A 13,849-nucleotide genomic window follows, 5' to 3' on the forward strand; every position below is an offset into this window, starting at 1 on the left:
AAGCTCAAGCTAAAAGGACTGAGTCCTGTGCTGTACAGAACTCAGTCCTTAATATCGTAATTTCCCTGTCCAACTTTTCGGGGTCACTTCACATAAGCGGGCTTTTTTTTGATCTATCGCCCGCGAGTCTTCGGCAGTTGTCTAATCTCTTCCGTCACGACGCCTTCCTGCGTTTGCGATCCGCCTTCAAGGTGACGCGCGTGTCCCTTACGGCAATTTAGGCGATCCCGACGTGCCGCGACAGCACCCCGTCATAGCGGGCGCCGGTACTGCGCAGCGACGGGGGCGGTCGTGGACCGTCGCGAGAGCACCCTTCGCAAAAACCGACGCATCGGCTGTTCGAAATACCGGTGCATGCCGAGCGATATTAAAGCGATGGCGACGAGAATCACGACCGTTCTGCTGCTCAGGATCAGAATGTTGGCCAGTGTGGGATCAACGAATACGGTCGGCGCCGATTTCTCGATTATCACCATGTGCAGCAAATACATCGAGTAGCTTGCCTCACCCAGCGCGACAACCGGCGCCCATGACAGCAGTTTCACGTCATAGCGCGCACAACAGAACATCACGATGGAGATGGCGGGAAGCAGTCCCATCGCGCTCACCAACTCAGTGAGCCAGTCGGCGTCGATTTGAAACTCCAACACAAACATCGCGATATACGCCATTGCACCGATGACCAGGATGCGTGCGACACAACGCTCACGCTCGCTTACCGGATGCCTGTCAAGAAACATGTAGGCCTGTGCGACGGCGCAGCCCGTGAAAAATTCCAGCACGCGAGGATAGGGAGCGATATAGCCGAACCATTCGGAAAACTGTGTTTTCGGGTCGGCATTCGGATTCTCAATCACGCCGAGTACGGCACCCAATCGATCAATCAACGGACCATTTTCCCGTACCCACCAGAGAATCAAGGTGCTTACCGCGCAAACGCAGATCGCGACATGGATCGCTCGCTTGGGCGAGCGCGGTAGCAGGACGACAGCACACAACGCCGGGTACGTGAGGTACAGAAAAAACTCCGTGCTGATCGACCAGGAAACGTGTGTGAAATGGAAGGGGAACGTGATGGGGTGATTGCCGAAAAAACCGTACACCCAGCTTTGTATGCCAGCCAACATGTACGGCAGTGCAACAATGTAAGGTCGTCGCTCGACGCTTGTGCTATTGAGGATGAAGTTTCCGCAAATGACATCGTAGACAATCAGCGCCAGGAACAATGGATAAAGCCGACTGAAACGTGCGACAGCGAAATCGTAAAGACCGCGCGCGGAACTGACGAGCGTCGAATAGTTGTAGTGGATGATGAAGCCGCTCAGTACGAAAAACAGCGACATTCCAAGATAGGCCAACTGGTGAAACGAATCAGGATACGGTACCCCAGGGGTAACCTTCATGAGGTTCGGCCAAAGGTGCTCGACCACAATGGCAAACGCAGCAAAAAATCGAAGCCCAGTGAGCGCCGGAATGTCCCTGTTTCGCATTCGTTCTGTACGGATTTTTCTCAAATAATATGGAGTTGTGAGGAATTGCGTTTGAAGCGATGGGAGTGATTTCCACGAAAATCGTTCCGATATCCGAAGAATTAATAATTTGCGTCGATTGTTGAATTTATATCTCGTCATCACAATCGAAAATGCGGTATACCCCCTAGGGCGAGGGCCTATCGCGTCGTCATCGCTATATTGCGCCGGCAAGCATCGTGCCCGCCATTTCGAGCGCATACGATTGTGTCTTCTATCGGGATTATTGTTTGATATTTTGCTGTGCTTACGATCGAATCAAAAGGCACTCGCTCGTATCGCTGCGTTGCGGAAATGATTGCCGACTATCGGCGAGCACTTCGAATAGGCAATCGCAATAGCGGATTCCGAACCATCGATTGTGATTGTCGTGCACGCCCGGTTATCAATCTCGATAGCAGGTAATGTGCGACGGGTAGAGAGCTCGCGCTTGAGCCAGTCGTGAACCGTCGCACGTTGTTGCCCGATTCGTATTGCCGCGCCACCCACCCACACGCCTCCTGTGTGGATGGCGGCTGGAAATTCACCCGATCTCCGGGCTATGCCGCCATCGCGGCACCATCGCTGCGCGGATCGTGTGCCCCGGTGGCCAGGCCGTCCTCTGCGATAGCGATCACGCCTGCCTGACCGGCCAGCGGACTGTGCTTCGGCAACGGCGCCACGGCATGGCCGCGTTCGGCGAGTGCAGCGAACACCGCTTCCCCGGCATCGCTTTCCAGTTTGAGATTGTCCCGGCTGTCGGAGAACGTTCGGCCAAGCAGGAAGCGCGGATGCGACAGCGCCGCTTGCGGCGTCATACCGTAGTCGATCAGTCGTGTGAGCAATGCGCTCAGTGTCTGCGGTTGCCCGTCCGCGCCTTGCGTCCCATATAGCAGTCGTGCCCGTCCGCCCTTGAGGTACATGCCCGGATTCAGCGTATGAAACGGACGCTTGCCAGGCATCAATGCATTGGGATGCCCGCTGTCGGCAGGCCGAAATGCCGCCCCACGGTTGTGCCATAGCACGCCCGTGTCGCCCGCCATCACGCCGCTACCCCAGTCGAAATAAATCGTCTGCAACACACTGACCGCGCGACCTGCCGCGTCCGTCGCCGCGAAATACACCGTGTCGCCTTCGCGAAATCGATGCGGCCATTCAAGTGCGATGCGGTCGTCGATGCGAGAGGCCGCGGCCCGAAGATGCGCGTCCGACAACATCGTCTCCACCGGCACATCCGCGAATTCCGGATCCGCGACGTAACGATCGCGATCGATGAACGCCTGCTTTACTGCCTCGACCAGCCGGTGGTAATACGTTGCACTGCCATGCGCACAATCCCCGAATCCCTTGCGAGCGAGGATGCCCATGATTTGCAGCGTCGTCACCCCTTGCGTCGGCGGCGGCAACGTTGCCAGCAGACCGTCGGCGTAGGGCATCGTCAGTGCATGCGACACATGCACGCGCGTTGCGGCAAGGTCGTCGCGCGTCAACGGCGAGCCCGCCGACTGCAACCCACGCGCCATGCGCGCGGCCACGTCGCCCTCATAGAATTCGCGTGGCCCGCCGTCGGCCAGTCGCCGTAGTGTCGACGCCAAGGCCGGTTGCCGGAAACGCTCGCCGGCGTCAGGCGCGCGACCGTCCGGCAGAAACGTCCGTGCGAAGCCATGCCAGGTCGACGCGTCGACCATCTCCGCCGCGCGATACGTGTACCAGAAATCCTGCGACCGGCTCGTTGCAAAGCCGTCGGCGGCAGCCGCGATGGCGGGGGCCAACAACGATGCCCACGACAAGGTACCGCCCCACTGCTCGCGACTCACCCGGTACGCGGCCTCCCACGCTGCGACCGTGGCGGCCGACGTCAACGCGGACGCGGGCCCTCGCATGGGAATGACGTCGCCGCCCGACAACCCCGGCGGCAGATGCTGCGCTGCCTGCCCGATGCCGGAGATGGCGAGCGGTGCCGTGTCGCCCGACGCGCCGTTGGCTATCAGCCAGAAGCCGTCACCGCCCAGGCCGGTGAAGTGCGGCATCGTGACACACAGCATCGCCGCGATGGCGATGGCGGCTTCGATGGCATTGCCGCCCTGACGCAGCACGTCGCGACCTGCGGCGCTGGCCAGCCGGTGCGGGCTCGTCACCAGACCGGCACGTCCGCTCGCGGATGTCTGCTCGGCGCCACTTGCCATTCCCTTCACCGAGCCCCCTGCGCCACCCGCCTCAGCACGCACCGTCATGCCACCGCTCCCGTCTCATGTGCACCGCCGAGGTACGCTGCCGCAAGACGTGAATCGCCCGCAAGCTCGCTCGCAGAACCGCTCACCGTCACGCGACCTTCTTCGAGTACATAGCCACGGTCGGCAATCGACAGCGCCATGGCAGCCATCTGATCGACGAGCAACATCGACAGCGATTCACGTCGCAGCGCGTCGAGCGAGGCGAACAACTCGGCGATGACCTTCGGTGCAAGGCCCAACGACGGCTCGTCGAGCAGTAGCACGCGCGGAGACGACATCAACGCCCGGGCAATCGCCAGCATTTGCTGCTCACCACCGGAGAGCAGCCCCGCGCGCTGATGTTGACGTTCACGAAGCCGCGGATAGCGCACGAACATCTGTTCGATACGGGCTTCAAGCGTTGCACGCGGGAGTCGCGCGCATGGGAATGCACCGAGACGCAGGTTATCGAGCACCGAAAGCTCAGGGAATACCTGACGCCCCTCGGGCACCAGCACCACCCCCAATGCGGCGATCTTCGCCGCATCCAGACGTGAGAGATCCCGCCCGTTGAACGTGATTCCGCCACTGACCGGACGATGCAGTCCCGCCAACGCACGCATGAGCGTCGACTTCCCGGCGCCATTGGCCCCGAGCAAGGCGACGAGTTCGCCGTCACGGACCTGAATCGAGATGTCGTGCAGCACTGGCGCGGCACCGTAACCCGCTGTCAGCTTGCCGACGCCCAACACTTCGGGTGATGCAGGCACGCCGCGCTCGAGCGGTGCGGCCGATGCGGCTGCCGCTGCCCCGAGATACGCCTGCCGCACGCGCTCATCGTGACGGATTGCGCTCGGCGTACCCTGCGCGAGAAAGCGACCCGCATCGATCACGACGATGCCGTCCGACACGCCCATCACCAGCGACATATCGTGCTCGACCAGGCCGACGGCCACGCCGCTATCGGCGATTTGCCGCAGCAATCGCCCCAACTGCGCTTTGTCCTGCGTCGACAGGCCGGCGGCCGGTTCGTCGAGCAGCAACACGCTAGGGCGAGTCGCCAGCGCCCGCGCGATCTCCACGAGACGACGGTCGACGTGTGCGAGATCGGCGGCCATCAGATCGACGTCGCCGTGATAGCCACATGCGCGCAGTAGCGCGTGGGCTTCGTCGCGTCGCGTCGTGTCCTGCATGCGGGCGACGCCGAACAGTCCGCCCAGACGCCCGGCGCTCAATGCAAGCGTCACGTTATCGAGCACGCTCATGCCGCCGAACAGTTGCGACGTTTGATACGTGCGCGCCACGCCGTGCCGCGCGCTATCGCAGGCGCCCCGGGCGGGGAGGGTGTCCGGGCCGAGCGAGCGTGTGCCCGAGAGCGGCCGGTAGAAGCCCGAGAGCATGTTGAGGACCGTCGACTTGCCTGCGCCGTTCGGCCCGATGAGGCTCGTTACGCGAGCCGGGGGCAGTTCGAAGGAGAGATCGGCTACGGCTTTCACGCCGCCGAACGTCATCGCCAGCCCGTGCGCCGCGAGTCCTTTACGCTGCGCCGGCGCAAGTGCCGGCAAGGTCATTGCCGGTGCGGCTGCCGCGCCGGGGGTGTCCGACGAAGCACGCCGGCGCGACGTCCACCATTGCCCGAGGACACCGATCACCCCGTTGGGCGCACCCCATAGCACCACCAGCAGCAATACACCGAAGCACAGCAGGCGCAGGTTCTCGAGACTCGCGAGAAACTCGGGCAAGAGTCCGACGATGACCGCCCCGACGACGGGTCCGGCGATCGTTCCCGCGCCGCCGATCATCACGACGAGTACGAACAGAATCGATTGCAGGAAAGAGAACATGCCCGGTGTGACCATGCCCTGTAACGGTGCGAACAGCCCGCCCGCCAGCCCGGCAAGTGCGGCGGAAAACGCAAACGCCACGGCCTTTACGACCAGCGGATCGACGCCGATCGACGCCGCTGCGGTTTCGCTGTCCCGCACCGCGCGCATGGCGGCGCCCCACGCGCCGCGCGACACGCGTGCGTAGATCAGCAACGCGACGGCAAGTACGGCCAGCGCAGCGACCGCCACGACGCGTTCGCTGCCTGCAATGCCGAACACGCCCGGCGGCATCACGCCCATCAGTCCGTTCTGGCCGCCCGTCAGACCGCGCCACTCGACCGCGCCATGCTCGACGATGAACCCGAACGCAATCGTCACCATCGCCAGCCCCGGTCCCCGCACCCGCAGGGCGGGTAACGCCAGCAGTCCGCCCGTGAGCGCCGCGACGACGCCGCCCGCGAGCCACGCCGGCCAGAACGGCCAGCCCGCTTGCGTGGTCAGGATCGCCACCGCGTAAGCGCCGATCGCATAGAAGCCCACATGGCCGAACGACACCTGCCCCGTCAGACCGAGCAACAGGTTCAAACCCACACCGCAGATGGCGAGCAGCGCCACGCCGGCGATCACCACCACGAAGTAGCCGTTCACCACGCATGCGGCGCCGGCCATCGCAAGCAATGCGACGGCAAGCGCGGCGGTGAGGGCGAGACCGTCGCGTGAGGGAGGGCGCGCGTGCGTTGCCGAAGGCCGGGAGGGGGGCGACGTCAGCCGCAAAGAAGAATCGCTCATACCTTGCGCACCTCCGCGCGACCGAACATGCCGTCCGGACGCATCGCGAGCAACACGATGACCAGACCGAATGTGATGATTTGCGTGTAACTGGATCCGAGCGTCGCCGTGATCATCGCTTCGGTCACGCCGAACAGCAGGCCGGCGATCATCACGCCCCAGGCGCTGGACAAGCCGCCAAGAATCGCCACGGCGAACGCCTTGAGCCCGAAGACCGTTCCCATATCCGCCTGCACATTGAACAGCGGCGCGATCAGCACGCCGGCGATACCGGCAAGCAGCGTCGAGACGGCAAATGCGCCCGCGATGGTGCGCTGGATGGGAATGCCCATCAGGCGCGCGGCATCGCGGTTCTGCACCACGGCGAGCATGGCCACGCCCCAGCGCGAGCGACGCAACACGTAGTGCAGCAATGCGGCGAGCGCGAGGCCGACGACCGGGATCAGCAGTTGCAACGGATAGACACCGAGACCCGCGTCACCGATGCGCAACGAGCTTTGGGCGAGCGGCGAGGGCAGACTGCGCGGTTCCGTGCCGAACGTCAGCATGACGAGGTTGTCGAGCACGATGCCCAACGCGACCGTCGCCATCAGCCACGCGCTCGAACCGCGCCGCACGAACGGCTGCACCGCGAGCCGCTCGACTGCGAGTCCGTAGACGGCGCAAAGCGCCAGCGCCACGACGATCGCCAGCGGCATGGGCCAACCGAGCGTCTGTGCGAAGGTGTACGCCAGCACGGCGCCCAGCATCATCGAGCTGCCTTGCGCGAAATTGACCGTCGCGCTTACCGCGAAAGTCAGATGAAAGCCGAGCGCCATCAGGCCGTACATGCTGCCGAGCCCAAGGCCGGCGACGAGCGCCGAGATCCATTGCATGAGATGTCCTCCGGGACGCCGCATTGCAGCGCCCGTTCATTGCCGGTGTCGTGTGACGGATGTTCCCGACTTACTTCGCGGCGACCTTGGCAGCCGCTTGCGCCACCGGCACGATGCGGTTGTCGATGAACTGCGCCCACACATAGTCCTGGGCGGACAGTGCGTCGTGCTGCTGCTCGCTGAACGGTTTCACGTAGGTCTTGATGAGGCCTTCGTAGCGGTCGATCTTGTAGAAACCGTTGCGAATGGCGTCGCCATGGGTCGATCCCGCGCGCTCGATAGCGAGCGCCGTGAGACGCATGGCGTCGTAGGCGTTGGCAACGCCCACGGCCGGTGTGATGTCGTCCGGTCCCTTGATGTCCGGGTATTTGGCCTTGAGCGCCGCAACGACACGCGTGCTGACCGGCGACGTCGCGCCGAAGAAGCTGTACGTCTGCACGAAATGCACGGTCTTCGCGTTCGGGCCGGCCAGTTCGGTGAAGCGTCCGCCCGCAGGACCCCAATGCGAAACGATAGGCACCTTCCAGCCCATGCGGTCGAGCGACTTCACGACCTGCGCCGAGGGCCCGACGTTGCCGACCATCAGCAGCGTGTCTGCGCCGGCGGCCTTCAGGCGGCCGAGTTGCGGCGTGACGTCGACGTCGTTCGCTTCGAACTTCTCGACGGCGGCAGGCTTCATGCCCTTTGCCGCGAGAGCGGCAACGATGCCTTTCTCGTTCGACTCGCCCCATGGGTTGTTCACGAGAATCAGGCCGAGCTTCTTCGCCCCGAAGCTTTGTTGCGCATAGTTCACCATCGCACCGTCGACGATTTCATCGACCGCCGACACGCGGAACACGTAGTTCGGATTGGCGCCGTTGTGCGTGATCGCCGTGCCTGCCGCCCACGGCCCCATGAACGGCACCTTCTCCTGATTGGCGATCGGCACGATGGCCATCGAGACCGGCGTATCCAGACCGCCGAAGAGCACCGCCACCTTGTCCTTGTAGATCAGTTCGCGCGCGGCGAGTACGCCTTTGGCGGGGTTGCCTTCGTCGTCGCGACGCACCAGTTCGAGCTTGCGTCCGCCGAGCACGCCACCGCTCGCATTGATTTCGTCGATGGCGATGGTCATGCCGCGCGTGAGCGCCTCGCCCGCGCGGGCCGACTGCCCCGAGAGCGCGGTGACGAGACCGATCTTGATGGTGTCCGCCGCATAGCCCGCCACGCTCACGAACATGCCGGCGGCCGCGAGAGCGACGGCCCCGGCGCGAAGCCAGCGGCGGCGGGAGGGTGCGGATACCGGTGTCGGGGTCGTGGTGCAGACGGCATTGTGACGTGCAGAGGCAGACATGGGCAATCTCCGTGGGGACACATCGAGGTGATGCGTCATAAGCGAATCGCAAGCGAATCGAAGGCGAATCGAAAACAAATCGAAAACAAATCGGAAGGGACGGCAGCGCGTCCCGGCGTCGGGCACAGCCCGCTATGTCCTGGCCGTACGCAAGAGGCGTGCCACCTCGTCGACATTTCGAAGTCATCCTGTCGTGCAATATGAATAGCAATGTGTAGACGATCTGGCATTGAAATTGCGAACGATTGGATATGACGTTCGTTGACGATGCGCTTTGCGCCAACTCGGAACGCGCCCGCACTGCGGCGGTGCGCGAATGTTTCAAGACGACACACGATGACCCTGACGCTTCCTCTCTCGCCCTCCGACGATCCCGTGACGGGCGACGCACGTTTCGGTGCGCTTCGCTCGCACGATCGCTTCGACTATCTGCCGATCACGGCGCGCGACACTTATCGCTGGCCCAACGGCGCGCGGCTGGCCGTCTATCTCGGCTTCAATCTCGAGCATTTCGCGTTCGGAGAGGGGCTGGGCGCGAATCTCGGCCCTGTCTCGCCCCAGCCGGACGTCCTCAATTACAGTTGGCGCGAATACGGCAACCGCGTCGGCGCGTGGCGCTGCCTCGATCTGTTCGACGATCTCGCGATGCCCGCTGGCATCGTGCTCAATACGTCGCTGCTCGATCACTGCCCCGAACTCGTGCGCGCGTGCGTCGCACGCGGCGACGAGTTGATCGGGCATGGCCATACCAATGCGCACCGGCAAAGCGATTTCGAGTACGCGCACGAGCGTGATCTGCTGGCGCACTGCCGCTCACGGATGACCGAGGCGACGGGTTGCACACCATCGGGATGGCTCTCGCCGTGGATCTCGGAGACGCATCACACACCGGACCTGCTGGTGCGCACCGGCTATCGCTACACGCTGAACTGGTGTCATGACGACCGCCCGGTGCGCATGCGTACGGAACATGGCGCCTTGTGGTCGGTGCCTTATCCGCAGGAGGTGAACGACATTCCGATGATCGTCGGGCGTCAAATGGACGGTGCGGCTTTCGCCGATCTGATCGCCGACAACTTCGACGAGATGTACGCGCAGGCCGAGCATCCGACACGAGGCCAGCCGCTCGTGATGGGCATTGCGCTGCATCCCTATCTGGTCGGGCAGCCGTACCGCCTGCGGCATTTGCGGCGCGCGCTCACGCCCATCGCGCAGGCGGCGCAGCGTGGCGAGATCTGGCTCGCGACGCCGGGCGACATCGCCGCGCATGTGGCGGCCGTCGGTGAAGCCGATCCCCACGCCGTCATGGGATGAGTGCATCATGACGCTCAGGCCCTATTGCCCGGATTGCCCCCGCCCTGCCAACGACGGGCCTTCGCGCTTATTGCCCTTGCTACCATCCTCACCTTCGTCACCATCGTCATTTTTGCCCGCCATGCCAGCAGACATGTCCGCCCCGCGAGCGCGCCGCCCTGCCGCGAACGTCACCCCCGCGGCTTCCGACGCAAGCGCCACCGAATCCCGTCTCGTCGCCTTGCACGCGCCCATGGCGAACGACGACGATCAGAGCGCCGAGACACGCATCGAGACGCACATCTACCGCACCATCGTCGATGGCGTACTCGCGCATCGACTCACCCCCGGCACGAAGCTTCCCGAGCCCGAGCTATGTCAACTGTTCGAGGTGGGGCGTGCGGTCGTGCGGCGGGTGCTGGAGCGTCTGGCGCATGATGGCATCGTCACGCTCAGGCCGAACAAGGGGGCGGTGATCGCCGAGCCGACGCCTGAGGAAACGCGCGAAATCTTCGAAGCGCGTCGTGCGCTGGAGCGCTCGCTGGTGGAGCTTGCCGTGTCGCGCGTGACCGACGACGACCTCGCCATGCTGCGCCGTCAGCTCGATGCCGAACACGAAGCGATGCACCGCTTCGATCAGCCCTCGTGGGCACGGCTGGCAAGTGACTTCCACTTGCGCGTAGCGGCGCTGGCGGGCAACGCCGTGTTGCTGCGTTACCTCACCGAGCTGATCTCGCGGTGCTCGCTTATCGTCGGGCTGTACGAGCCACCCGGCTATGCGCCTTGCGAACACGACGAGCACGCGGCGATCGTGGCTTGTATCGAGCAACGTGACGCCACCGGCGCCATCGCCCGCATGCAGTCGCATCTCGAGGAACTCGAGCGCCGCATCGAGACGACCCGCATGCGCGGGCAGAAGAGTCTGGCGTCGCTGCTCGGTTTGCCGGAAGTCGCGGCAACCGAAGCGGCCATGCCGCCGTCGGTCCCGACCAAACGCGCGGGCCGCAAACGCGCCTGAGGAGAACGCATGGAAATCGACTTCCGCGAAATCACGGCCTATCAGCGCTACAAGCTGATGGCCAGCCTGATCGTGCCGCGTCCGATCGCACTCGTCACGACGATCAACGACGGCGGCACCGTCAACGCCGCGCCGTTCTCGATGTTCAACATGTTGGGCGAAGAACCGCCGATCGTGATGCTCTCGATCAACCGTCTCGACGACGATTCGCTCAAGGACACCGCGACGAACATCCTGCGAGACCGGGAGTACGTCGTGCATCTGACCGACGAGGCGATGACCGCCCGCATGCACGCATGCGGTGAACGGCTGCCGCCGACGCAAAGCGAACTGGTGCATGCGGGACTTACGCCGGTCGCGAGCCGTCTCGTGAAACCGCCCCGTATCGCCGAAGCGCCGGTGGCGTTCGAATGCACGTTATGGGAGACACTGGAGACGCCGAGCCGCCACATCTTTATCGGACGCGTCGAGCGCATGCACGCCCGGGACGAACTGATCGACACCGAGACATGGCGCGTGCGCTTGCAGAACTATTTCCCCGTGGGACGCTTCGGCGCGAGCTTCTACGTCGACACGCGCAATCGCTTCTCGCTGGAGCAGCAAGACGGCCAGCCCACCGCCACGACCGCCGTCGACGAAATGTGAGCGCCTCCGAAGGGGCGCCACGGGGGGCGGCGTCGGCATTGGGGCGCGACGCTGCGCCCGACACCGTGATCGTTGCCTGCGTCCGGCCGCGTCCTTCCGCTGTTCAGCCTTCCTGCTTCCTGTTTTTCCCTCCTCACGTCTTCCCGCTTTCGGTGCGCGGTGCGCTCGCCGCATGGCTCAGCATTTTCGTCGTCGGATCCATCGTGCAGTTTTTGTGGCTGCGTTCGCAGCGCAGCCCCTGATCGAAAGCCGACGCCTGAAATTACCGAAGATCGCCGATGCCGATAATTCAACGACCCGCGTCGATTTCATCCACGATAAATTCATTTCAACACCGCGGATATTCATCCGATCGGCTTGAGGGTTGACGCTAAGTCTCGGTCGCGTCGGAATTAATTGTGCCGATTTTGTGAAATAAAACCAGATAAAAACGAGCGGGATACGGCATTGCGTTTTAACAGGCGCAACATCGCTTCGCATCCCCGAAAACCATGATTTCTCGGGCTTTCGGGGCACCTCGGCAAATCCGGCATCGATCGGCTAGAGTGTATTGACGCGCAATGGAAATGCGCTATTTGTCGAATTATTAAAACGAGGAGACTGCTGCGATGCGGTTATTGCTGTTGCTGCCGTTCATCGGCTTGTTGTGGGTGCCGTTCTACAACCGCGAATTGCCTACGCTTTGGGGATTCCCCTTCTTCTACTGGTATCAGTTTGCCTGGGTGCCGCTGACCTCTTTGCTCATCTGGATCGTGTTCCGCGATGGTCTGAAAAAAGGGGACGTGTAAATGGGTACCGGTATCAACTGGACCGCGCTGGCGGTCTTCGTGTTTTTCTTCATCCTCGTGACTGTCATGGGGTTCTGGGCGTCGCGCTGGATGGCCGGGCCGTCGCACAAAGGCGCGCATCTGGATGAGTGGGGGCTGGGCGGGCGTAACTTCGGCGCGTGGATCACCTGGTTCCTCGTCGGCGGGGACTTCTACACCGCTTATACCGTGATCGCTGTGCCGGCGCTGGTCTACGCGGTCGGCGCTTACGGCTTCTTCGCGTTGCCGTACACGATTCTCGTCTACCCGATCGTCTTCCTCATCATGCCGAAGCTGTGGCAAGCGGCGCACAAGGCGGGACATGTGACGGCGGCCGACGTCGTGTTCGGTCGCTATCAGTCGCGTCCGCTGGAGTTCGCGATTGCGCTCACCGGCGTTGTCGCGACGATGCCGTACATCGCGCTGCAACTGATCGGGATGGAGGTCGTCATCAAAGCGCTGGGGCTGACCGGCGAATTGCCGCTGCTCGCCGCCTTCGTGATCCTCGCGCTGTACACCTACTCGGCGGGCCTGCGAGCACCGGCGCTGATCGCGTTCGTCAAGGATCTGATGATCTACATCGTCGTGCTGGTGGCGGTGGTCGTGGTGCCGGCCAAGCTGGGCGGGTATGGCGTGGTATTCGATTCGGCGCGCGACGCTTTCGCGAACAAGGGCGGTGCGACGGGGCTGACGCTCAAGCCGGCGCAGTTCCTGCCGTTCGCCACGCTTGCGCTCGGCTCGGCGATGGCGGCCTTCATGTATCCGCACACGCTCACGGGCATCTTCGCTGCGAAGGATGCCAACACGATTCGCAAGAATGCCGTGTTCCTGCCGGCCTACACCGTGCTGCTCGGCCTGATTGCGTTGCTCGGCTTCATGGCGTATGCCGCCGGCGTGAAGGTGCAGACCAACAACGATGTGGTGCCGGCGTTGTTCAACGGTCTGTTCCCGAGCTGGTTCGCGGGCTTCGCGTTCGCCGCCATCGCCATCGGTGCGCTGGTGCCGGCGGCGGTGATGTCCATCGGCGCATCGAACTTGTTCACGCGCAACTTCTGGAAGCCTTACGTCAACCCGGGGATTTCGAACGAGGGGGAAGCGAAGGTCGCCAAGGTCGTGTCGCTGCTGGTGAAGCTGGGCGCGCTGGTGTTCATCCTCTTCCTGCCGACCCAATTCGCGCTGGATCTGCAATTGCTCGGCGGTGTCTGGATCCTTCAGACGTTCCCGGCGCTGGTGTTCGGCCTGTTCGTGGGCTGGTTCGGCGCGCGCGCGCTGCTCACCGGCTGGGCCTTCGGCATCGTATGCGGTAGCTGGCTGGCGTTTGCGGACGGTATCAAGCCGGTGCACACGTTCACGCTCGGCGGCGACAAGTATTCGATTTACACGGGCCTGGTCGCGCTGGCGGTGAACATCGTCGTCGCCGTGATCGCGAACGTGGTGCTCGGCAAGGGGACGCGTCCGGCGCTGCGCAACGCCTGAACGCCGATTGCGCCTTGCGTATCGTCGCCTTGGCGACGTGATACCTGGCTGCGGTCGCCACGCGCGG

The 13,849-nt window shown here is 63.3% G+C and carries 11 protein-coding genes; 6 read left to right on the forward strand and 5 right to left on the reverse strand.

Annotated elements, in window-relative coordinates; genetic code table 11:
* Positions 1-251: 251 nt before the first annotated feature.
* The 5 genes from PAN31108_RS20530 to PAN31108_RS20550 all read right to left on the reverse strand — a co-directional run bounded on the left by PAN31108_RS20530 (position 252) and on the right by PAN31108_RS20550 (position 8,430).
* Positions 252-1,730, reverse strand: a complete 1,479-nt coding sequence (locus PAN31108_RS20530) for an acyltransferase family protein (RefSeq protein WP_150670625.1) — start codon at positions 1,728-1,730, stop codon at positions 252-254.
* Positions 1,731-2,068: 338 nt separating this feature from the next.
* On the reverse strand, positions 2,069-3,742 hold the full coding sequence (locus tag PAN31108_RS20535) for a gamma-glutamyltransferase family protein (protein WP_150670626.1): 1,674 nt from the start codon (positions 3,740-3,742) through the stop codon (positions 2,069-2,071).
* Positions 3,739-6,336 (reverse strand): branched-chain amino acid ABC transporter ATP-binding protein/permease, encoded by a 2,598-nt coding sequence (locus tag PAN31108_RS20540; RefSeq protein ID WP_150670627.1) that lies wholly within the window; start codon positions 6,334-6,336, stop codon positions 3,739-3,741. The genes PAN31108_RS20535 and PAN31108_RS20540 overlap by 4 nt, the downstream gene beginning before the upstream one ends.
* A complete protein-coding gene (locus tag PAN31108_RS20545; protein WP_150670628.1) occupies positions 6,333-7,211 on the reverse strand; it encodes a branched-chain amino acid ABC transporter permease in 879 nt (292 codons plus the stop codon). Before PAN31108_RS20545 ends, PAN31108_RS20540 begins: the two co-directional genes overlap by 4 nt.
* Before the next feature lie 70 nt (positions 7,212-7,281).
* Positions 7,282-8,430, reverse strand: a complete 1,149-nt coding sequence (locus tag PAN31108_RS20550) for an ABC transporter substrate-binding protein (protein ID WP_150670708.1) — start codon at positions 8,428-8,430, stop codon at positions 7,282-7,284.
* Between the two features lie 450 nt (positions 8,431-8,880).
* Between PAN31108_RS20550 and PAN31108_RS20555 the strand changes: the two genes are divergently transcribed.
* The 6 genes from PAN31108_RS20555 (at position 8,881) to mctP (ending at position 13,782) form a co-directional block, all read left to right on the forward strand.
* Positions 8,881-9,858: a polysaccharide deacetylase family protein gene (locus PAN31108_RS20555; protein WP_150670629.1), complete on the forward strand. Its 978-nt coding sequence runs from the start codon at positions 8,881-8,883 to the stop codon at positions 9,856-9,858.
* Between the two features lie 232 nt (positions 9,859-10,090).
* Positions 10,091-10,855 (forward strand): GntR family transcriptional regulator, encoded by a 765-nt coding sequence (locus PAN31108_RS20560; protein WP_150670709.1) that lies wholly within the window; start codon positions 10,091-10,093, stop codon positions 10,853-10,855.
* 9 nt (positions 10,856-10,864) lie between these two features.
* On the forward strand, positions 10,865-11,500 hold the full coding sequence (locus PAN31108_RS20565; RefSeq protein ID WP_150670630.1) for a flavin reductase family protein: 636 nt from the start codon (positions 10,865-10,867) through the stop codon (positions 11,498-11,500).
* A gap of 172 nt (positions 11,501-11,672) precedes the next feature.
* On the forward strand, positions 11,673-11,861 hold the full coding sequence (locus PAN31108_RS26470; RefSeq protein ID WP_174995079.1) for a hypothetical protein: 189 nt from the start codon (positions 11,673-11,675) through the stop codon (positions 11,859-11,861).
* Between the two features lie 247 nt (positions 11,862-12,108).
* Positions 12,109-12,288 carry a DUF3311 domain-containing protein gene (locus tag PAN31108_RS20575; RefSeq protein ID WP_150670632.1) on the forward strand — a complete coding sequence of 60 codons (180 nt, stop codon included), beginning with the start codon at positions 12,109-12,111 and terminating at the stop codon, positions 12,286-12,288.
* A complete protein-coding gene (gene mctP, locus PAN31108_RS20580; protein WP_150670633.1) occupies positions 12,289-13,782 on the forward strand; it encodes a monocarboxylate uptake permease MctP in 1,494 nt (497 codons plus the stop codon).
* Positions 13,783-13,849: the final 67 nt, after the last annotated feature.

Source organism: Pandoraea anhela, from assembly GCF_902459655.1.
GTDB lineage: Bacteria > Pseudomonadota > Gammaproteobacteria > Burkholderiales > Burkholderiaceae > Pandoraea > Pandoraea anhela.

Bases quoted from the DNA above. Each gene is read 5' to 3' on its own strand.
- PAN31108_RS20550 (WP_150670708.1), bottom strand. From the start codon at position 8,430: ATGTTCGTGAGCGTGGCGGGCTATGCGGCGGACACCATCAAGATCGGT.
- PAN31108_RS26470 (WP_174995079.1), top strand. From the start codon at position 11,673: ATGGCTCAGCATTTTCGTCGTCGGATCCATCGTGCAGTTTTTGTGGCT.
- PAN31108_RS20560 (WP_150670709.1), top strand. From the start codon at position 10,091: ATGGCGAACGACGACGATCAGAGCGCCGAGACACGCATCGAGACGCAC.
- PAN31108_RS20555 (WP_150670629.1), top strand. From the start codon at position 8,881: ATGACCCTGACGCTTCCTCTCTCGCCCTCCGACGATCCCGTGACGGGC.
- PAN31108_RS20530 (WP_150670625.1), bottom strand. From the start codon at position 1,730: ATGCGCTCGAAATGGCGGGCACGATGCTTGCCGGCGCAATATAGCGAT.
- PAN31108_RS20540 (WP_150670627.1), bottom strand. From the start codon at position 6,336: ATGAGCGATTCTTCTTTGCGGCTGACGTCGCCCCCCTCCCGGCCTTCG.
- mctP (WP_150670633.1), top strand. From the start codon at position 12,289: ATGGGTACCGGTATCAACTGGACCGCGCTGGCGGTCTTCGTGTTTTTC.
- PAN31108_RS20565 (WP_150670630.1), top strand. From the start codon at position 10,865: ATGGAAATCGACTTCCGCGAAATCACGGCCTATCAGCGCTACAAGCTG.
- PAN31108_RS20575 (WP_150670632.1), top strand. From the start codon at position 12,109: ATGCGGTTATTGCTGTTGCTGCCGTTCATCGGCTTGTTGTGGGTGCCG.
- PAN31108_RS20545 (WP_150670628.1), bottom strand. From the start codon at position 7,211: ATGCAATGGATCTCGGCGCTCGTCGCCGGCCTTGGGCTCGGCAGCATG.
- PAN31108_RS20535 (WP_150670626.1), bottom strand. From the start codon at position 3,742: ATGACGGTGCGTGCTGAGGCGGGTGGCGCAGGGGGCTCGGTGAAGGGA.